Genomic DNA, 20,094 nt, shown 5'->3' with positions numbered 1-20,094 from the left:
GTGCCGCCCGCATGTCGGCCATTGCGGGCCTGAAAGTCGGAGCAGGGCTGGTGACGATCGCCGCGCCGACCGAGGCTCTCGCCGCCAACAGCGCCCATCTGACCGCCATCATGCTGCACGCCATCGACGACGCGGCGGCATTGAAGGGCTGGCTTCAAGATACACGGCTTCAAACCTTCGTCCTCGGCCCCGGCTTCGGGATTGGAAAGAAAGCCCGCAAATTCGTATCCCTGCTCCGAGACCGCCATCTCGTTCTCGACGCTGACGGTATCAGCTCGTTCAGGGATGATCCGCAGACGCTGTTCGATCTGTTCAAGGGAGAGCCGCGCCTCGTGCTGACGCCACATGATGGCGAATTCGCCCGCCTCTTTCCGGATATTGCCGCAGACGAGAAGGCGGGTAAAGTCGATAAGGCGCTGGCCGCCGCCGGCCGCGCCAATGCCGCGATCGTCTATAAGGGTGCCGATACCGTCATCGCCTCGCCGGATGGGCGTGCGCTGATTAATATCAACGCGCCGGTCTGGCTTGCGACCGCCGGTTCCGGCGACGTGCTGGCGGGCATTATCGGCGGTCTGCTCGCCCAGGGCGTGCCGGCCTTCGAGGCTGCGGCAGCCGCCGTCTGGCTGCATGGAGAGGCAGGGCATCGCGCGGGCAAGGGCCTCACGGCCGAAGACCTTGCCGCCCACGTACTGCCCTTCTGAGCGATTACTTGTCTACCCGTTTCTGCAGGGCAATCGCCCCGTGCGGTGCATTGACCTTGCCCTCGTGGATCATGAAGGCAAAGACGTCGCGCGGCTCGACCTTGACCTTCCTGTCCTTGTCGATCAGCGGCAGGTCGTCAGGCACCTTACCTTCGGCCCAGACCTGCAGTCGCTTGGTCCAGTCCTTCAGTTCCGGCTCCGCATAGCAGGTCGGAATATCGTCGGACCCTTTCTGCAGCCGGGTATAGACGAAATCCGCCGTCACATCGGCAATCATCGGATAGTCGAAATGTTCGGCGCAGACGGGTGCCACACCGTATTTTTCGAGCAGTGCAATGAATTCAGGCACCTTGAAGGAATCGTGCCTGACTTCCACGACATGGCGCAGCTTCAGCCCGTCCTGCTTTTCGGGCAGCAGCTTCAGGAAGGCTTCGAAATCATCGGGCTCGAATTTCTTGGTCGGTGCAAATTGCCAGAGCAACGGGCCGAGATGATCGCCGAGTTCGCTGATGCCGGACGAGAGGAACTTCTCCATCGATTCCCAGGCTTCGGCGAGCACACGGCGGTTCGTGGTGTAGCGCGTCGCCTTCAGCGAAAAAACGAAGCCATCAGGCACATCCGAAGCCCATTTGGCGAAGACTGCCGGCTTCTGCGTGCTGTAATAGGTGCCGTTGACCTCGATGACCTTCAACTGACGGCTGGCATAGTGCAACTCGTCCTTCTGCTTGAGATCGGCGGGAAAGAAATGACCGCGCCACGGCTCGAATGTCCAGCCGCCGATGCCTACGCGGATCGTGCCCGATTTGCTCATCTGCTCCTCCTCTTGCGATCCTTCAGATCGCGCCAACCTTCTTTGCCCCATCGACCTTCTTTGTCATGTCGACGATGGTCCATCCTGGCCGATAGGGATTGGGCCGGCGACCCGTTTCGTGAAAACCGAAGGCGGAATAAAGCGCGATGTTTCGCTCCATCCGCGCATTGGTGTAGAGCCGCATCTCTGGCTTTCCCCACTCCCGTGCCTTGTCTTCCAGCCAGCGCAGCATTGCCACACCATGCCCCGCTCCTTGGAAATCCGGCGATACTGCGATACTGAAAAGCATCACGTAGTCGGCATGGTGCTCGACGACCAAGAGCCCCACCACGGTACCGCCCGCTTCCCGCAGCCAGACTTCGCCGCGCTCGATCCGTGGTGCGTAATCTTCCCTCACCGGAATCGGTGGATAGCCGAAAAGATCCGTATAGGGCTGATAGGCAGCCGTCGTCAGCGCCACGACAACCGGCAGATCCGCTCCCGTGGCAAGCCGCATCGTCATTCCGCCGCCGCGACCGTCTTCTTGACCGGCCGCCGCTCCAGTAATTCCTTCAGGAACTGACCGGTATAGGAACGCTTCTCCTTGACGATGGTCTCCGGCGTGCCGACGGCCACGATCTCGCCGCCGCCGTCACCGCCTTCAGGGCCGAAATCGAGGATCCAGTCAGCCGTCTTGATGACTTCGAGATTGTGCTCGATGACAACAACCGAATTGCCTTGATTGACCAACTCGTGCAGCATTTCCAGAAGCTTGGAGACGTCATGGAAATGTAGACCGGTCGTCGGCTCGTCGAGGATATAGAGCGTGCGGCCCGTCGAACGCTTCGACAGTTCCTTGGCAAGCTTGACGCGCTGCGCCTCACCGCCCGAGAGCGTATTGGCCTGCTGGCCCACCTTGATGTAACCGAGGCCGACATCGAACAGCGACTGCAGCTTGTCCCGCACGGCCGGAACCGCTGCGAAGAACTCCACACCTTCTTCCACCGTCATGTCCAGCACGTCGGAGATCGACTTGCCCTTGAAAGTCACGTCGAGCGTTTCGCGGTTGTAACGCTTGCCGTGGCAGACGTCGCAGGTGACATAGACGTCAGGCAGGAAGTGCATCTCGATCTTGATGACGCCATCGCCCTGGCAGGCCTCGCATCGGCCGCCCTTGACATTGAAGGAGAAGCGGCCCGGCTGATAGCCGCGTGCCTTCGCCTCCGGCAGGCCGGCGAACCAGTCGCGGATCGGCGTGAAGGCGCCAGTATAGGTGGCCGGGTTCGAACGCGGCGTGCGGCCGATCGGCGACTGATCGATGTCGATCACCTTGTCTATATGCTCGAAACCATCGATGCGGTCGTGATCGGCAGGGATCTCGCGCGCACCCATGACACGTCGTGCCGCCGACTTGTAGAGCGTCTCGATGAGGAAGGTGGACTTGCCACCGCCCGACACACCCGTCACCGCCGTGAAGACCCCGAGCGGGATCGCCGCCGTGACATTCTTCAGATTGTTGCCGCGGGCGCCGACGACCTTGATCTCCTTGCCCTTCTTCGGCTTGCGCCGCTCGTCAGGCAGGGCCACGCCGAGCTCGCCCGACAGGTATTTGCCGGTCAGCGATTTCGGATTGGCCATGATTTCCTGCGGCGTGCCATGCGCCACCACCTGACCGCCATGCACACCGGCTGCAGGCCCGATATCGACCACATCGTCAGCCGTCAGGATCGCATCTTCGTCATGTTCGACGACGATGACCGTATTGCCGATGTCGCGAAGGTGCTTCAGCGTATCGAGAAGACGGGCGTTGTCGCGCTGGTGCAGGCCGATCGACGGCTCGTCGAGCACGTAGAGAACGCCGGTCAGGCCCGAACCGATCTGCGAAGCAAGGCGGATGCGCTGGCTCTCGCCGCCGGAAAGTGTGCCGGAATTGCGCGAAAGGCTCAGATATTCGAGGCCGACATCGTTGAGGAAGCGCAAGCGGTCGCGGATTTCCTTGAGAATGCGCACGGCAATCTCGTTCTGCTTGGCATTGAAGGTCGCCGGCAGCGTCTCGAACCAGTCGCGCGCGATGCGGATCGACATTTGCGTGACTTCGCCGATATGCAGCCTGTTGATCTTGACTGCCAGCGCTTCCGGCTTCAGGCGATAGCCATTGCAGGCCGGGCAGGGGGCTGCCGACATGAAGCGCTCGATATCTTCTCGCGCCCAGGCAGAGTCCGTTTCCTTCCAGCGTCGCTCGAGATTGGGAACGATGCCTTCGAAATTCTTCGAGGTCGTGTAGGAGCGCGCACCATCGGCATAGTGGAATTCAATCCTCTCCTCGGTGCCGTTCAGGATGACATCCTTGGCTTTTTCGGGAAGGTCGTTCCAGCGGCTGCCGAGCTTGAAGCCGAAATGCTTGCCGAGCGCTTCCAGCGTCTGGTTGTAATAAGGCGAGGTCGACTTGGCCCAGGGTGCTATCGCACCGTCGCGCAGCGTACGCTCCGGCTCGGGCACGATCAGGTCAGGATCGATCTTCTGCTGTGAACCCAGACCGTCGCAGGTCGGGCACGCCCCGAAGGGATTGTTGAACGAGAAGAGCCGTGGTTCGATTTCCGGAATAGTGAAGCCGGAGACCGGGCAGGCGAACTTTTCCGAAAACAGCACGCGCTCATGCGTTTCATTGAGCGACTTGTTGGCCGAGCCGCCGGCCGAGGTTTCCTCAGGCGGCAATGGTTTGTCGGCGAATTCGGCAACGGCGAGGCCGTCGGCGAGCTTCAGCGCCGTTTCGAAACTGTCGGCCAGGCGCGAGGCCATGTCGGGCCGCACGACGATACGGTCGATAACCACATCGATATCGTGCTTATATTTCTTGTCGAGCGTTGGCGCATCGGCGATCTCGTAGAACTGGCCGTCGATCTTGACGCGCTGGAAGCCCTTTTTCATGAGCTCCGCCAGTTCCTTCTTATACTCGCCCTTGCGGCCGCGGATCATCGGCGCCAATATATAAAGACGCGTGCCCTCCTCGAAGGCGAGCACACGGTCGACCATCTGGCTCACCGTCTGGCTCTCGATCGGCAGGCCCGTGGCGGGCGAATAGGGAACGCCAACGCGTGCGAAGAGCAGGCGCATATAGTCGTAGATTTCGGTGACGGTACCGACGGTCGAGCGCGGATTGCGCGAGGTCGTCTTCTGCTCGATCGAGATGGCAGGCGACAGTCCGTCGATCTGGTCGACATCCGGCTTCTGCATCATTTCCAGGAACTGGCGCGCATAGGCCGAAAGGCTCTCGACATAGCGGCGCTGGCCCTCGGCATAGATCGTATCGAAGGCGAGCGAGGATTTGCCGGAGCCGGAAAGGCCGGTCATGACGATGAGCTTGTTGCGTGGCAGATCGAGGTCGATGCCCTTCAGATTATGCTCGCGCGCGCCACGGATGGAGATCGTCTTCAGTTCGCTCATCGTCTCTGCTTCAAGTCGTTTGGGGAATAACAGCCCTTATTTAGTGATGCCAGCGGGCGAGTCGAGGCTGAATGTCCGGAACAATAAAGGTTTTCGATTCTGTTGACAGGATCATAGCGGATAATTAGAACAAATAAAGAACAAAATTCCTTGTGGATTAAGCAGGGCTGGATGCGCACCGCTTGTCCTCTATGGTTTAAAGTGTGTTGATGGTTTAAACGCCGCCGGTCAGGGCGGCAGTAAGGTGAAATGATATGGCTGGCAGTGTGAACAAGGTAATTCTGATCGGAAACGTGGGCGCCGACCCCGAAATCCGCCGCACGCAGGATGGCCGGCCGATCGCCAATCTTCGCATCGCGACCTCGGAAACCTGGCGCGACCGCAATTCCGGCGAACGCCGTGAAAAGACTGAATGGCATACGGTCGTCGTCTTCAACGAAGGCCTCTGCAAGGTCGTCGAGCAGTATGTGAAGAAGGGCGCCAAGCTCTATATCGAGGGTGCGCTGCAGACCCGCAAGTGGCAGGACCAGAACGGCAACGATCGTTATTCGACGGAAATCGTGCTGCAGGGCTTTAATTCGACGCTGACGATGCTCGATGGGCGTGGTGAAGGTGGCGGCGCAAGCTCCGGCTTCGGCGGTGGTCGTGGCGGCGATGATTTCGGTGGCGGTGGTTACGGCGACGACTACGGCTCTGGTTCGTCGTCCGGCGGTGGTCGCAGTGGTGGTGGCCGTAGCGGCGGAAGCAGCGGCGGCAGTAACACCGGTGGCGGCAACTTCTCGCGCGATCTCGACGACGACATCCCGTTTTGATCGATGCTATCCGAAAGCTCTGATGACGGCGCCCTTGGGCGCCGTTTTCATGTCGGCGTGGCGCTGATCAGATTGAGAGCAGATTTTGCACCGTCCACAACGAACTGCGCGGCAAGGGCGGCCAGGATGACGCCGAGAAGGCGGGTCAGGATCGCCCGGCCGGTGACGCCGAGGAAGCGGTCAAGTCGGTCGGCGAGGAAAAGCACCACCAGCGTGATCAGCAGGCAGCCGGCAATAACCCCGATCAGCTGCGCACGTTCGACCGTGGAGGGCAGGGTGCCTCCGAGCAGGATCGTCGCCGAAATGGCGCCCGGCCCGGCAATCAGCGGCAGTGCCAGCGGGAAGACGGCGATATTTTCGATATGATCCTTGGTGATCGCCACTTCCGTGGTCTTTTCCTTGCGGTCCTGGCGCTTCTCAAACACCATTTCGAAGGCGATCCAGAAAAGTAGCAATCCCCCCGCCAGGCGGAAGGCGCCGATGGAAATGCCGAGCACACCGAGCACGCTGGAGCCGAATAGCGCAAAGACCGCAAGGATGATGAAGGCGATGGTGGTGCCGCGCAGCGCCACCTGTTTTCGCTCCGGGCGGCTCATGCCGACAGTAAGGCCGAGAAAGAGCGGGGCAAGCCCCGGCGGATCGATAGTGACGAGCAGCGTCGTGAACGCGTTGATCAGTTGGTCGGCGCTTGCCATCGCTTCTTCAAAACCCCATATAGATGCTTGTTTTTCATAATTGTGCTGTGCCGATTCCGATTTGGCAAATGCATGATTGCTGATTGTCTTCCTGCCATGGGCAAATACTATGATTTGCCCTCTTTCGACCGCAAAAGCCTGTTCAAAACCCCTGGCCAAATTGGCGTGGGAACAGGCTTTCCGCTATAAATCTTCGAGTGATTCTAGAAGAGAACGTGAACCGTTTTGACTGAGCAAACACCCCCCGGCGGCGGGAAGCTCCCGCCAGGCATCGAGCCTATCTCCATCATGGAGGAAATGCAGCGGTCGTATCTCGATTACGCCATGAGCGTAATCGTGTCGCGTGCGCTGCCCGATGTGCGCGATGGCCTGAAGCCCGTGCACCGGCGCATCCTCTATGGCATGTCCGAGCTTGGCATCGACTGGAACAAAAAATACGTCAAATGCGCCCGCGTCACCGGGGACGTGATGGGTAAATACCATCCGCACGGCAATGCTGCGATTTATGACGCGCTTGCCCGAATGGCGCAGGACTGGTCGCTCCGCCTGCCGCTGATCGACGGCCAGGGCAATTTCGGCTCCGTCGACGGTGACCCTCCGGCGGCCGAACGTTACACCGAATGCCGTCTGCAGAAGGCCGCCCATTCGCTGCTCGACGATCTCGACAAGGAAACGGTCGACTTCCGCGACAACTATGACGGCACGCTCTCAGAGCCGGTCGTGGTGCCCGCCAAGTTCCCGAACCTGCTGGTCAACGGCGCCGGCGGCATCGCTGTTGGCATGGCGACCAACATTCCGCCGCATAACCTGTCCGAGGTCATCGACGGCTGTATTGCGCTGATCAATGATCCGGCAATCGAACTGCCGGAACTGATGCAGATCATTCCGGGTCCCGACTTCCCGACTGGGGCCAAGATTCTCGGTCGCGCCGGCATCCGTTCGGCTTATGAAACCGGGCGCGGTTCCGTCGTCATGCGGGGCGTTGCCACCATCGAGCCGATGCGCGGCGACCGCGAGCAGATCATCATCACCGAAATTCCCTATCAGGTGAACAAGGCGACGATGATCGAGAAGATGGCCGAACTGGTGCGCGAGAAGCGCATCGAAGGCATCTCGGATCTGCGCGACGAATCCGACCGCCAGGGCTACCGCGTCGTCGTGGAGCTGAAGCGCGACGCCAATGCCGATGTCATCCTGAACCAGCTCTACCGTTACACGCCGCTGCAGACCTCCTTCGGCTGCAACATGGTGGCGCTCAACGGCGGCAAGCCGGAACAGCTGACGCTGCTCGATATGCTCCGCGCTTTCGTTTCCTTCCGCGAGGAAGTTGTTAGCCGGAGAACGAAATTCCTGCTTCGCAAAGCGCGTGAGCGCGCCCACGTCTTGGTCGGTCTCGCGATTGCTGTCGCCAATATCGACGAAGTCATCCGCGTCATCCGTCAGGCGCCGGACCCGCAGTCCGCCCGCGAAGAATTGATGACCCGCCGCTGGCCGGCGGAAGATGTCGAAAGCCTGATCCGTCTCATCGACGATCCCCGCCATCGCATCAATGACGACCTGACTTACAACCTCTCGGAAGAGCAGGCTCGCGCGATTCTTGAGCTCCGCCTTGCACGCCTGACGGCTCTCGGCCGTGACGAAATCGGCGATGAACTCAATAAGATAGGCGAGGAAATCAAGGATTATCTCGATATCCTGTCGTCGCGTGTCCGCATCCAGACGATCGTCAAGGACGAGTTGACAGCCGTTCGCGATGAGTTCGGCACACCGCGCCGCACTGAGATTATCGACGGCGGCCTCGAGATGGACGATGAAGACCTCATCGCCCGCGAAGACATGGTCGTGACCGTCTCGCATCTCGGCTACATCAAGCGCGTACCGCTGACGACCTATCGTGCTCAGCGTCGCGGCGGCAAGGGCCGCTCGGGCATGACCACGCGTGACGAAGATTTTGTTAGTCGGCTATTTGTGGTCAACACCCATACGCCGGTTCTGTTCTTCTCCTCGCGCGGCATCGTCTATAAGGAGAAGGTCTGGCGTCTGCCGATCGGCACGCCAACCTCGCGCGGCAAAGCCCTCATCAACATGCTGCCTCTTGAACCCGGTGAGCGCATCACCACCATTCTGCCGCTGCCGGAGGATGAGGACAGCTGGGATAATCTCGACGTCATGTTCTCGACGACGCGTGGTACGGTTCGCCGTAACAAGCTCAGTGACTTCGTCCAGGTAAACCGCAATGGCAAGATCGCCATGAAGCTGGACGAGGAGGGCGATGAGATCCTCTCCGTCGAGACCTGCACCGATCAGGACGACGTCCTGCTGACGACGGCGCTCGGCCAGTGCATCCGCTTCTCCGTCGATGACGTCCGCGTCTTCGCCGGCCGCAATTCCATCGGCGTGCGCGGCATCAATCTCGGTGATAACGACCGCATCATCTCGATGACGATCGTCGGCCATGTCGATGCCGAGCCATGGGAGCGTGCCGCTTACCTCAAGCGTTCCGCCGCCGAACGTCGTGCGACGGGCGTCGATGAAGAGGATATCGCTCTTGTTGGCGAGGAGGTCACCGAAGAGGGACAGCTCTCCGACGAACGCTACGAAGAACTGAAGGCGCGCGAACAATTCGTGCTGACGGTTTCGGAAAAGGGCTTCGGCAAACGCTCGTCCTCTTACGATTTCCGCATCTCCGGCCGCGGCGGCAAGGGTATCCGCGCCACCGATACGTCGAAAACAGGCGAAATCGGCGAACTGGTCGCCGCCTTCCCGATCGACGATGGCGATCAGATCATGCTTGTTTCGGATGGCGGTCAGCTGATCCGCGTTCCGGTCGGCGGCATCCGTATCGCCAGCCGCGCGACCAAGGGTGTCACGATCTTCTCCACTGCCAAGGATGAGAAGGTCGTCTCGGTCGAGCGTATCAGCGAGCCGGAAGAGGAAGAGGCCGCTGACAACGGTGACCAAGCCGTGGTTTCCGAAGGTGAAGCGCCTGCAACGGACGAAGGTGACGAAACCCCATCGGCGGAATAATTCACCACTTTCTCATTGCAGACCGGGCGGCCACTGCCGCCCGGTTTTTTATTGCGCTATGAAGAGCTTGCCGATTCATCCGGAGGGGGAATGTTGTGGGCAGGTGGACAAGGCGAGGGGTGCTGGCCGGTATTTCGGCTGCAGCCGGTGTGGCGGCGGGGCGTTTCCTGCTTCAGCCGCAAAGTGATCCCGGACCAGCCTTTCCGACAGAGCTTCCCGTTGAAGACGGCACGATCGTCCTCAATGACGCGGGAGAGCTGACGCCGACCCGGGTCGTGGCCCATCTGACCGTCAAGGAGCCGCCGCAGGATGCCATGATCGGCCAGTTACGCACAGCACTGGCCGATGCGGTAAAGGCAAACCGGCCCTTCATCGCCAGCGCCGCACGCCATTCGATGGGTGGCCAGAGCCTTGCCGAAAACGGTACGGCGCTAACGCTAGATCAGGATTGGCTGGAGGCGGATACGGCCGCCAAGACCTACCGCGTCGCCGCCGGTACGCGCTGGTCGACGATCATTTCCAAGCTCGATACCATCGGCTTTTCGCCCGCCGTCATGCAGTCCAACAATGATTTCGGCGTCGCCAGTACCTTTTCGGTCAATGCGCACGGCTGGCCGGTTCCTTTCAGCGCCTGCGGCAGTACCGTCCGCTCCATCAGGTTGATGACGGCGGACGGCGTTCTCTTGACCTGCTCGCGCACGGAAAATGCCGAAATTTTCAATCACGCCATGGGTGGATATGGGCTGTTTGGCCTCATCACCGAGCTCGAGCTCGACATGGTACCGAACGTGCTCCTGCAGCCGACCTTCGAGCATCTGGCAGGCGAAGATCTCGGCCGGCGCTTTGCCGAGGTGCTTGCGGGCGACAGCTCGATCAACATGGCCTACGGCCGGATGGATATTTCGCTCGATCGCTTCTTTGAAGACGCGCTGCTGATCACCTATCGCGCCGCCCCGGATCAGGCCAAGATACCGCCGGCCTCCGGCTCCGGTTTCATCAGCCATGTCTCGCGCGAAATCTTCCGGGCGCAAGTCGGTTCGGATACGGCCAAACATCTTCGCTGGTGGACCGAGGCCGTTATCAATCCATCGCTTGCGGCGCAGGCTACGCGCAACAGCTTAATGAACGAACCCGTCATCACGCTCGATGACCGGGATCCGTCCCGCACAGATATCCTGCACGAATATTTCGTCTCGCCGTCGCGCTTCGCCGATTTTGTTGTCGCCTGCCAGGATGTCATTCCGGCTTCCTATCAGCAGCTCCTCAACATCACGCTCCGTTACGTCGATACCGATCGCGACAGTGTGCTGGCTTACGCGACGGAGCCGCGCATCGCGGCTGTCATGCTCTTCTCGCAGGAAAAGACTGTCAGAGGCGAGGCAGATATGCAGCGCATGACGGAAGCGCTGATCGAGCGCGTGCTGGCAATCGGCGGAAGCTACTATCTGCCGTATCGGCCGCATGCCCGATTGGATCAGTTTACCCGCGCCTATCCCCGCGCTGGGGAATTTGCAGCGGCCAAGCGTCGGCTGGATCCCGGCCTTACCTTCCGCAATCATTTCTGGGATCGCTATCTCGGAAGCCTCTAGGGAGATCATGATGTCCAGGCTTCGACTGATTGCTGTGCTTTATACGGTGGCTCTGCTCTTTGCGGCCGCATTGAATTATATTCCGGGGCTGACGGATGCGGAGGGACGCGCCTTCGGCATCTTCGCGCTCGATATCTATGACGACAGCCTGCATCTGGCCTCGGCCGCCTGGGCGGGCACCGCGGCGATTCTCTCGGCCCGCGCATCACGGAATTTCCTTTTCTACTTCGGCCTGCTCTATTTCAGTGATGGGCTGCTCGGGCTGATTACCGGGTCAGGTTACCTTGATCTCGGCATCGTCAACTACGGCATTCAGGATCTTCCCTTTACGTTCAAAATTCTCGCCAACCTGCCGCATCTCTTTCTTGGCGGTGTGGGAATCGCCTCCAGCTATATCTTCCGCCGCGAGGCCCCGTGATGCGGCGCCTTCTGAAGATCATCGGCTGGCTACTCGCAGTTCTCATCGTTGCCGTCCTGCTGCTGCTCAGCCCGGTCGCCTATGTCGAGACCTTCTGCCATGCCGATCCCGAGCCCGACAGCTACAAGCCGCTGATATCGGCCCCCGAATTCCGCCGGCAGGAGGCCAATACTTATCTCACCTATCCAGAGTGGCATATCGTCTATGCCTATGACGGCCTCGCCGAAACCCTGAAGACGGGCGACGAATATGGCTTCGACTATTTCTCCAGCGTCAAGGATTTCTGGGTCGCAGACTGTGCGCTGACCCGCATTGCCGATCGCCACGGCGGCGCCGATAGCGAGACGCGAATGATGATCGCCACCATCGGTGTCAGCTTCACGCTCGAAATGGGCCTGAAGGCAGCCTATGAGGAAACGATCGGCCGGCTTTTTGCGCTCTGGCGCGGCAGCGAAAAGACACCACAGGATATCGTCGCCCGCGATATGGCGATCGATTATGCCGCCTTCCTGCGTCAGACCCCCTGGTACAAATATCCCTTCCAGCCCTGGATCGACAGGCTTTGGGCCGCGCCGGTGGAAGAGCCGCTGCGTGGCTGGGAGCGCCGCCTGGCGCTCGGCGGTGAATGGCGCGCCAAGATCGCCTATGCCGGGATGATCGCCAGTGCTGTCGCCGCAACCGGCGAGGCGAAGCTGACGATCCGATCGGTCATATCAGGCCTGCCCGCCGCCACGCTTCAGGCCGTTCCCGATATATCGGTCATTTCGGAAACGGCCGATGGCGTGCTGATCGAAACGCCGCGTTACGACCGCTTTACGCATATCCTGGCCGAGATCGCCAGGGTTGGCGGTGTCATCCGCGAGATCGCAGGCAACGACGAGATCATGGTGTCGCTGACCACGCCGTCGGGTGCAGAACAGAACAATCTGCCCGGCGAGGTAATCACGCGATTGCAGCGATCAGGTTTTGACAGCGACCGCCTGCTTCTGTCGGTCAAGATGTCCGATCTCGCGCCGCTGCTCAAAGGCCGGCCAATTGCCGATCCGGGCCTCGAACATATATTCGATTTCTGAAACATCGGACGGGTGGCTCTTTGATCAGACGCTTGGCTCGCAGGACAAGTACTGCGATTGCGGTTGTTGCCGCAGTCTTCGCGCTGTTTGCTGTCGTCTTTGCGGCAACGGGCGAAGCGCCGGCTGCCATGGTCTTTCCCGCCGGCAGCATCGAACCCGGCGCATTGCCCGAAGGTGTCTCCATCCTGCGATGGGGCACGGGCTTTGCCGTCGTCACAAGCGAACGCGGCGACTATGTGCGTGCGCTCTATGGCAAGGGGGCTCTTCTTGTTCTGCCGCTGCGAAAGAGCGGTTGTCTGGCGCTGCGGCCTGCATCTTCGACATGAGAAAAGCCGGATGCAGAACATCCGGCTTGCATTCAATGCTTTGCGCTGCGGGAGCGGCTTTAGAAAGCGCTATGCTTCTTGTTCATCGATTTCACTTCCTCGCTTTCACGGCGCAGCGCGGAAATCGTCGAAGTAACGGACACTATGAACATGATGCTGATGAGTGCTGTGAAAACTGTCAGGATCGTGAACATGGTGGCGTTCCTTTCTGCAGGGAGTTGCGTTTACGCCCCTCAGTACTGGCCGAGCACGCTTACGGAGCGAGCCGAAGCGAACGGGCCATAGACCTTGGAGGTATCGACCTTCTGATTGTCATAGAGAGCGATTGTGGCAGTCAGCATGCCCGTAATCATTACCATCCAGAGCATGTTAATCATGGTGATCTTGCCAGGCATCTTAATTCCCTTCCTGCCGCGCTTCCGCATCTCATATGTGTCGATCATTTGAACGCATCCGTCTTTAAAAGGTTCCCGCCGGATGTTGACGGGGATTTACCAACCGTGATCTGAAGCGACCTTGAATGTCGCGTTCATCTGCCGTTCAGAATTCAAATCGATTAGAACGCATGCGGCCAAGCTGTCGCATGATGGCCGCATGTTCGTTGAGCTCCGGCCGTACCCAGCCAAGCTGATGCCGTTCTGCGAAGTAACCGTAGAAAAGCTCCGCAAACACAGAAAAAATTACGGCTATTGCAATAAGGATGATCAGCATGATCGGGTCTTTCCGGGGAGTGACGCTGCCGGGACCGGCAGTTTCTGTGTTGATGATCCGAGTAAAGCAGATCGCATCTGAGTGGGCCTTGAACGCCCCGTTCATTCATCGTTCAGCCGCGTCAGGCGGCATGGCTAAATAACTTGCGGGAAACCGGCTTCCATGACAAAAGGCGTGAAAACAAACGGCCGGACGATATGACCACAGCTTTCTATCCGGGGTCCTTCGACCCGATCACCAATGGACACGTTGACGTACTGGTCCAGGCGCTCAACGTCGCCGAAAAGGTGATCGTCGCGATCGGCATCCACCCCGGGAAGGCACCACTTTTTTCCTTCGAGGAAAAGGCAGGGCTGATCCGCGCGTCGCTGGCCGAGGTGCTGCCGGAAAAGAGCACGCATATCGATGTCGTCTCCTTCGACAATCTCGTCGTCGACGCTGCACGCACGCATGGCGCAAGCCTGCTGATCCGCGGCCTGCGTGACGGCACTGATCTTGATTATGAAATGCAGATGGCCGGCATGAACAGGCAGATGGCGCCTGATATACAGACTATCTTTCTGCCGGCAGGCACGGCCTCGCGGCCCATTACCGCCACATTGGTGCGCCAGATCGCGGCCATGGGCGGCGATGTCAGCGCCTTCGTGCCGGCGGCCGTCTTGCAAGCCCTGAAATCCAAGCGCAAAGCCTAGGCGTCCATCGCCGCAACGGAGCTCACATGAAACTCTTCTATCTTGCATTTGCCGGCGTGCTCTATCTCGCCTCCTTCGCGGGCGACGCTTTTGCGCAGGCGGCCGATCACTACATCACCATCCAGCTGAAGAGCGGCCCTGTTGTCATCCAGCTGCTGCCGGATGTGGCGCCGAAGCATGTGGCGCAGATCGAAGCGCTGGTGAAGAAGGGCGAATATGACAATGTCGCCTTCCACCGTGTCATCCCGGGCTTCATGGCCCAGACCGGCGACGTGAAATATGGCAATATGGAAAAGAACTTCGATGCGAGCCAGGCCGGCACCGGCGGCTCCGACCTGCCGGACCTGCCGGCCGAATTCTCCAAGACTCCCTTTGTTCGCGGTACGGTCGGCATGGCGCGTGCCCAGGATCCGAATTCCGCCAACTCGCAGTTCTTCATCATGTTCGCTGACGGCTCCTTCCTGAACGGCCAGTACACGGTCGTCGGCAAGGTTGTCTCCGGCATGGAAAACGTAGACAAGATCAAGAAGGGCGAAGGCCAGAACGGCGAAGTCAGCAATCCTGACCGCATGATCAAGGTCACGATGGGCAAGAAGTAAATTCACGACAAGAAGGAGAACGACAATGGCCGAGATCAAGGATCCGGAAAACACCATCATTCTGGAAACCACCAAGGGCAAGGTTGTCATCCAGCTTCTGCCGCAGGTCGCCCCCGAGCATGTCAAGCGCATCAAGGAACTCGCTCGCGAGAAGGCGTATGACGGTGTCGTTTTCCACCGCGTCATCGCCGATTTCATGGCGCAGACGGGTGACGTACAGTTCGGCAAGAAGGGCGGCGAGAACTTCAATCCGGGCCGCGCCGGCATGGGCGGCTCCGAAAAGGACGATTTGAAGGCTGAATTCTCGGCAACGCCGCATGTTCGCGGCACCTGCTCGATGGCCCGCTCGCAGAGCCCGAACTCGGCGAACTCGCAGTTCTTCATCTGCTTCACCGACGCTCCCTGGCTGAACAAGCAGTACTCGGTCTGGGGCCAGGTCATCGAAGGCATGGACAATATCGACAAGATCAAGAAGGGCGAGCCCGTCTCCGATCCGGATTCGATCGTCTCCATGCGGGTTGCCGCCGACGTCTGATTGTGATTTCTGCTGGAACCCGCCCTTGCGCGAGAGCGCGGGGCGGGTTTCGCTTTGCCTGGAAGTGCTTCGATGCGCGTAGACCTCTTCGATTTCGACCTGCCGGATGAACGCATTGCGCTGCGGCCCGCTGAGCCGCGCGACAGCGCGCGGCTGCTTGTCGTCGATCCGAACGGGCAGCCTGTTCTTTCGGATCATCGCGTCTTCGACCTGCCGTTCTTCCTGCGCACGGGCGACGCGCTTGTCTTCAACGATACCAAGGTCATTCCGGCCCAACTCGAAGGCATTCGTCATCGCGAGGGCGCCGGCGGGCAGCAGGTTTCGGCTACGCTCCACATGCGCATCGGCGCCAACAAATGGAAAGCCTTCGCCAAACCCGGCAAGCGTATCAAGGAAGGCGACCGCATCGCCTTCGGCCATAGCGGCGAAAGCTGCATGATCGGCTCGCTCGATGCGACCGTCGAAGAAAAGGGCGAGGCGGGCGAGGTGACACTCGCTTTCGACCTCTCTGGACCTGCACTGGACGAGGCAATCGCCGGCGTCGGCCATATTCCACTGCCGCCCTATATCGCCGCCAAGCGTCCTGAGGACGAACGCGACCGCGCCGATTACCAGACCATCTACGCGCGGGAGGAGGGTGCCGTCGCCGCCCCGACTGCCGGCCTCCATTTCACTCCTGGTCTTTTCGAGGCACTGGACAAGGCTGGCATCGAACGCCATTTCGTGACGCTGCATGTCGGCGCCGGCACCTTCCTGCCGGTCAAGGCCGACGATACCGACGATCACAAGATGCATCTCGAAAGCGGTTATGTCAGCGCCGAGATCGCCGCGAAGCTGAATGCCGTGCGGGAGAGGGGCGGGCGCATCATCTGCGTCGGCACGACCTCGCTGCGGCTGATTGAGAGCGCTACAGAGGAAAACGGCGAGATCAAGCCCTGGGCCGGCGCGACAGGGATCTTCATTACGCCCGGCTATCGCTTCAAGGCGGTCGATATCCTGATGACCAATTTCCACCTGCCGCGCTCGACACTCTTCATGCTGGTCTCAGCCTTCGCCGGCTTCGAAACCATGCACGCCGCCTACAAACACGCCATTTCGACAGGCTACCGCTTCTATTCCTACGGCGACGCGAGCCTTCTTTTCCGGAAAGATCGATGACGACTGAGAACTTCCAGTTCACCCTCAAGAAGACCGATGCCGGCGCACGCCTCGGTGAGGTTTCCATGCCGCGCGGCACAATCCGCACGCCGGCCTTCATGCCTGTCGGTACGGTCGGCACGGTCAAGGCCATGTATCTCGACCAGGTGCGCGAGACCGGCGCCGACATCATCCTCGGCAATACCTATCACCTGATGCTGCGCCCGACGGCCGAACGCGTCGCCCGCCTCGGCGGGTTGCACAAGCTCATCCGCTGGGAGCATCCGATCCTGACGGATTCCGGCGGCTTCCAGGTCATGTCGCTTTCCGGCCTGCGCAAGCTCGATGAGCAGGGTGTGACCTTCAAGTCGCATGTCGACGGCAGCCTGCATCACATGTCGCCGGAGCGCTCCATCGAAATCCAGGGCCTGCTCGGCTCCGATATCCAGATGCAGCTCGACGAATGCGTGGCACTGCCGGCAGAGCCCAAGGAAATCGAGCGCGCCATGGAGCTGTCGCTGCGCTGGGCCGAGCGTTGCAAGGTCGCTTTCGGCAACCAGCCGGGCAAGGCGATGTTCGGCATCGTCCAGGGCGGCGACGTGCCGGCCTTGCGCGTCCGCTCTGCCGAGGAACTGGCAAAGCTCGATCTGAAGGGCTACGCCGTCGGTGGCCTTGCGGTCGGCGAGCCGCAGGACGTGATGCTGAAGATGCTGGAAACGACGCTACCGGTCTTGCCCGGCGAGAAGCCGCGCTACCTGATGGGCGTCGGCACGCCTGATGATATTCTGAAATCGGTTGCCCGCGGCATCGACATGTTCGACTGCGTGATGCCGACCCGCTCGGGCCGTCACGGTCTGGCCTTTACCCGTCGTGGCAAGGTCAATATCCGAAACGCCCGCCACGCCGAGGATATGCGCCCGCTCGACGAACAGTCGAACTGCCCGGCGACGCGCGATTATTCACGTGCCTATCTCCACCATCTCGTGCGCGCCAACGAGGCGCTCGGCGGCATGCTGCTCTCCTGGCACAATCTGAACTACTATCAGGAACTGATGCAGGGCATCCGCAAGGCGATTGCCGAAGGTCGTTTCGCCGATTTCATGGCGGAAACGATCGAGGAATGGGCGAGGGGCGATCTCGAGCCCGTCTGATCAAATGCCCTTGCTATCGGCGTTCGGCACGATCTGCACGCCGTTGATCTTGAAGCTGCCGTCAGGCTGACGAGCGACCTGATAGATCGCCGTCCAGTCCTTGCCGTCGCGGCCGGAAATCAGCACTTCCTGATAGATCATTGCCCCGTCGTCGATCGATCTGCTGCGCCCGAATGCATAGTTGCCGGGGTGATAGACCGGTTCATAGCTTTTCTTCACCATGGCGAAGAAGACATTCTTGTCGGGATACATGGCCTTGATGCCGGGCGCAGCGAAGGAATAGGCGGTATCCGCGTCGTCCTTGAGGAATGCCCTGATCTGCTCCTCGATCATCGCCTGTGTCGCCTGCACGGGATCTTCGGCCCAGGCCGCCATGCCTGACATCACGGATACGGCACACAGAACCAGCACTGCGAAGAATGCGCGCATGGGATCATCTCCGGCTATGTCAGCAGAAGTGTAGGCTATTTTGCGCGCAAGGAAAGAGCCCAATAAAACCAGGTTCAGGACCAGCGACGGAAGAGGGCGCTGGCATTGACACCGCCGAAGCCGAAGCCGTTGGTAATCGCATATTCCATCGCCACCTTGCGTGCCACTTTGCCCACGAGATCGATGCCTTCGGCAGCCGGATCAACCGTTTCCAGATTGCGCGTCGGCGGAGCGATCTGGTCGCGTAGTGCGAGAATCGTGAAGACGGCTTCAAGCCCGCCTGCTGCACCCAAGAGATGGCCGGTCGCCGATTTGGTGGCGCTGACGGCAATGCCACCGTCGCGGCCGAACACAGTACCGATTGCAGCAATCTCGCCCTTGTCACCGACCGGTGTCGAGGTCGCATGGGCGTTGAGGTGCTTGACCTCGGAGGCGGGAATCCTGGCCTGCCGCAATGCTGCTTCCATCGCCCGGCGGGCGCCATCGCCATCTTCCGGCCCTGCCGTCATGTGATAGGCATCGGCGGCCGTGCCGTAGCCGACGAGTTCGGCAAGCGGCGTCGCGCCACGCGCCAGCGCATGCGCAAGTGTTTCGATGACGAGAATGCCGGCCCCTTCACCCATCACGAAACCGTCGCGCGCCGTGTCGAAGGGACGTGAGGCCAGTTCGGGCCGATCATTGAAGCCGCTTGAGAGTGCGCGGGCTGCCGCAAAGCCGCCGAGGCTCACCTTGTCGATGCAGGCTTCGGCGCCGCCGCAGATGGCGACGTCAGCTTCACCGGACCGGATCAGCCGCGCCGCGTCGCCGATGGCTTGAACGCTTGCCGCGCAGGCCGTTACCGGCGCCCCGAGCGGCCCTTTGAAGCCGTAGCGGATGCTGACCTGACCGGCCGCCAGATTGACGAGGAAGGAAGGCACGGTGAAGGGCGAGAGCCGCTTCACGCCGCGCGTCTCAGCCGTGCGCACCGCATCCGCAATCGCCGGAAAGCCGCCGACGCCAGAGGCGATGATCGTCGCCGTCCGCTCGCGCGCATCGACCCCCTCGGGCATCCAGCCGGCCTGGCGCACAGCTTCGTCTGTTGCCATCATCGCGAACTGGATGAAGCGGTCCATCTTCTTCTGGTCCTTGGGCGGAACGGCGCGATCGGGATCGAAACCTGCTTCGGCATCCTCTTCAATGGAGGGAACGACCCCGCCGACTTTGGCGGCGAGATCGCCGACCACATTCTCTGGCAGCATGCGCAGGCCGGAACCGCCAGCGACGAGCCGGTTCCATGCGGTCTCAACGCCAACGCCAAGCGGCGAAACAAGTCCCATGCCGGTGACAACAATGCGTTCCATGGATTTGTCCTTTCTAAGGCAATTCCAGCAAAAGTGCGAAGCAGGATTGCGTTCGGAATTGCGTAAAAACAAAGAGATAGAGCATTGGAAATGCTCTAGGCGTCGATGCCGAGATAGTAAGCACGCATGCGGGCGATCCGTTCGCGGTCGCCTTCGTCAGCAGCTGGTCCCGGCAGCAGGCACGTGTTTTCGGGTTTCAATTCTTCGCCGCTGGCTGCATCCACCAGTACGGGCTGGCGTTCCTCGCCGGAAGCGGCATTGCCGAGCAGGAACGCAAGATCCTCTTGCGGAACGTGCCGGCGTCCCCAGGAAAACAGGGCCATCAGAACGGGAAAGAAATCGCGTCCCTTGTCCGTCAGCACATATTCGTAGCGGGCAGGGCGCTCGTTGTAGAGGCGCTTCTCGAACAGTCCTTCATCGATCAGATGCGCAAGCCGCCGCGTCAGGATGTTCGGCGCAACGCCGAGGCTCTTCTGGAATTCGTCGAAGCGCGTCAACCCGTGAAAGGCATCGCGAAGGATCATCATGCTCCACCAGTCGCCAACGCTGTCGAGCGCGCGGGCGGCCGGGCATTTGAAATTGGCGAAGCTCGTTCGTTGCATGATGCAAGCCACTACAGAAGTTA

The 20,094-nt window shown here is 60.4% G+C and carries 22 protein-coding genes; 12 read left to right on the top strand and 10 right to left on the bottom strand.

The features are described from left to right. On the top strand, positions 1-701 hold a 701-nt coding region (locus H4W29_RS34190), incomplete at its 5' end, for an NAD(P)H-hydrate dehydratase (RefSeq protein ID WP_192733261.1). Between the two features lie 4 nt (positions 702-705). Here the strand turns inward: H4W29_RS34190 and H4W29_RS34185 are convergent. Genes H4W29_RS34185 through uvrA form a run of 3 tightly spaced genes read right to left on the bottom strand, consistent with a single transcriptional unit; the run spans position 706 to position 4,935 of the window. After that, a complete protein-coding gene (locus H4W29_RS34185; RefSeq protein ID WP_192733260.1) occupies positions 706-1,512 on the bottom strand; it encodes a DUF72 domain-containing protein in 807 nt (268 codons plus the stop codon). 22 nt (positions 1,513-1,534) lie between these two features. Further along, positions 1,535-2,014 (bottom strand): GNAT family N-acetyltransferase, encoded by a 480-nt coding sequence (locus tag H4W29_RS34180; RefSeq protein ID WP_192733259.1) that lies wholly within the window; start codon positions 2,012-2,014, stop codon positions 1,535-1,537. Continuing rightward, positions 2,011-4,935, bottom strand: coding sequence for an excinuclease ABC subunit UvrA (gene uvrA / locus H4W29_RS34175; protein WP_192733258.1), 2,925 nt, complete (start codon positions 4,933-4,935; stop codon positions 2,011-2,013). The genes H4W29_RS34180 and uvrA overlap by 4 nt, the downstream gene beginning before the upstream one ends. 254 nt (positions 4,936-5,189) lie before the next feature. On the opposite strand from uvrA, the gene H4W29_RS34170 reads away from it, so the two are divergent. Further along, complete coding sequence (locus tag H4W29_RS34170) at positions 5,190-5,747, top strand: single-stranded DNA-binding protein (protein ID WP_192733257.1); 558 nt, start codon at positions 5,190-5,192, stop codon at positions 5,745-5,747. Positions 5,748-5,794: 47 nt separating this feature from the next. Here H4W29_RS34170 and H4W29_RS34165 read toward each other — a convergent pair whose 3' ends face one another. Then, the gene (locus tag H4W29_RS34165) at positions 5,795-6,442 is read right to left on the bottom strand and encodes a MarC family protein (protein ID WP_192733256.1); all 648 of its coding nucleotides are present in this window, start codon (positions 6,440-6,442) and stop codon (positions 5,795-5,797) included. Between the two features lie 225 nt (positions 6,443-6,667). Here H4W29_RS34165 and gyrA point away from each other — a divergent pair, with 225 nt between their 5' ends. The 5 genes from gyrA (at position 6,668) to H4W29_RS34140 (ending at position 12,875) form a co-directional block, all read left to right on the top strand. Beyond that, positions 6,668-9,469, top strand: coding sequence for a DNA gyrase subunit A (gene gyrA, locus H4W29_RS34160; protein WP_192733255.1), 2,802 nt, complete (start codon positions 6,668-6,670; stop codon positions 9,467-9,469). Between the two features lie 95 nt (positions 9,470-9,564). Further along, positions 9,565-11,058, top strand: a complete 1,494-nt coding sequence (locus tag H4W29_RS34155; protein WP_192733254.1) for an FAD-binding oxidoreductase — start codon at positions 9,565-9,567, stop codon at positions 11,056-11,058. Positions 11,059-11,068: 10 nt separating this feature from the next. Next, positions 11,069-11,476 carry a hypothetical protein gene (locus H4W29_RS34150; protein ID WP_192733253.1) on the top strand — a complete coding sequence of 136 codons (408 nt, stop codon included), beginning with the start codon at positions 11,069-11,071 and terminating at the stop codon, positions 11,474-11,476. Continuing rightward, entirely contained in the window at positions 11,476-12,549 is a 1,074-nt protein-coding gene (locus tag H4W29_RS34145; RefSeq protein ID WP_192733252.1) for a hypothetical protein, read from the top strand. The genes H4W29_RS34150 and H4W29_RS34145 overlap by 1 nt, the downstream gene beginning before the upstream one ends. Before the next feature lie 32 nt (positions 12,550-12,581). After that, the gene (locus tag H4W29_RS34140) at positions 12,582-12,875 is read left to right on the top strand and encodes a hypothetical protein (protein WP_246517657.1); all 294 of its coding nucleotides are present in this window, start codon (positions 12,582-12,584) and stop codon (positions 12,873-12,875) included. Between the two features lie 59 nt (positions 12,876-12,934). Here H4W29_RS34140 and H4W29_RS34725 read toward each other — a convergent pair whose 3' ends face one another. From H4W29_RS34725 to H4W29_RS34130, 3 genes are all read right to left on the bottom strand, one after another. Beyond that, the gene (locus H4W29_RS34725) at positions 12,935-13,069 is read right to left on the bottom strand and encodes a hypothetical protein (protein ID WP_007811987.1); all 135 of its coding nucleotides are present in this window, start codon (positions 13,067-13,069) and stop codon (positions 12,935-12,937) included. 39 nt (positions 13,070-13,108) lie between these two features. Next, a complete protein-coding gene (locus H4W29_RS34135; protein WP_007811989.1) occupies positions 13,109-13,318 on the bottom strand; it encodes a hypothetical protein in 210 nt (69 codons plus the stop codon). Between the two features lie 97 nt (positions 13,319-13,415). After that, complete coding sequence (locus H4W29_RS34130) at positions 13,416-13,691, bottom strand: hypothetical protein (RefSeq protein WP_192733250.1); 276 nt, start codon at positions 13,689-13,691, stop codon at positions 13,416-13,418. A gap of 92 nt (positions 13,692-13,783) precedes the next feature. Here H4W29_RS34130 and coaD point away from each other — a divergent pair, with 92 nt between their 5' ends. The 5 genes from coaD (at position 13,784) to tgt (ending at position 17,700) form a co-directional block, all read left to right on the top strand. Then, the gene (coaD, locus tag H4W29_RS34125; protein ID WP_192733249.1) at positions 13,784-14,278 is read left to right on the top strand and encodes a pantetheine-phosphate adenylyltransferase; all 495 of its coding nucleotides are present in this window, start codon (positions 13,784-13,786) and stop codon (positions 14,276-14,278) included. Between the two features lie 26 nt (positions 14,279-14,304). After that, positions 14,305-14,877 (top strand): peptidylprolyl isomerase, encoded by a 573-nt coding sequence (locus H4W29_RS34120; RefSeq protein WP_192733248.1) that lies wholly within the window; start codon positions 14,305-14,307, stop codon positions 14,875-14,877. Positions 14,878-14,902: 25 nt separating this feature from the next. Beyond that, positions 14,903-15,412 carry a peptidylprolyl isomerase gene (locus H4W29_RS34115; RefSeq protein ID WP_113429222.1) on the top strand — a complete coding sequence of 170 codons (510 nt, stop codon included), beginning with the start codon at positions 14,903-14,905 and terminating at the stop codon, positions 15,410-15,412. A gap of 72 nt (positions 15,413-15,484) precedes the next feature. Then, positions 15,485-16,570 (top strand): tRNA preQ1(34) S-adenosylmethionine ribosyltransferase-isomerase QueA, encoded by a 1,086-nt coding sequence (gene queA, locus H4W29_RS34110; RefSeq protein WP_192733247.1) that lies wholly within the window; start codon positions 15,485-15,487, stop codon positions 16,568-16,570. After that, entirely contained in the window at positions 16,567-17,700 is a 1,134-nt protein-coding gene (gene tgt / locus H4W29_RS34105) for a tRNA guanosine(34) transglycosylase Tgt (protein WP_192733246.1), read from the top strand. The genes queA and tgt overlap by 4 nt, the downstream gene beginning before the upstream one ends. On the opposite strand, the gene H4W29_RS34100 is transcribed toward tgt, so the two are convergent. The 3 genes from H4W29_RS34100 to H4W29_RS34090 all read right to left on the bottom strand — a co-directional run bounded on the left by H4W29_RS34100 (position 17,701) and on the right by H4W29_RS34090 (position 20,071). Further along, positions 17,701-18,129, bottom strand: coding sequence for a DUF4864 domain-containing protein (locus tag H4W29_RS34100; protein ID WP_192733245.1), 429 nt, complete (start codon positions 18,127-18,129; stop codon positions 17,701-17,703). A 74-nt stretch (positions 18,130-18,203) separates the two neighbouring features. Continuing rightward, positions 18,204-19,469 (bottom strand): beta-ketoacyl-ACP synthase II, encoded by a 1,266-nt coding sequence (gene fabF / locus H4W29_RS34095; protein ID WP_192733244.1) that lies wholly within the window; start codon positions 19,467-19,469, stop codon positions 18,204-18,206. Positions 19,470-19,564: 95 nt separating this feature from the next. Next, entirely contained in the window at positions 19,565-20,071 is a 507-nt protein-coding gene (locus tag H4W29_RS34090) for a winged helix-turn-helix transcriptional regulator (RefSeq protein WP_192733243.1), read from the bottom strand. Positions 20,072-20,094 lie beyond the last annotated feature (23 nt).

The organism is Rhizobium viscosum (assembly GCF_014873945.1).
GTDB classification, from domain to species: domain Bacteria; phylum Pseudomonadota; class Alphaproteobacteria; order Rhizobiales; family Rhizobiaceae; genus Rhizobium; species Rhizobium viscosum.
This window is presented reverse-complemented; position numbering and strand designations above follow the sequence as displayed.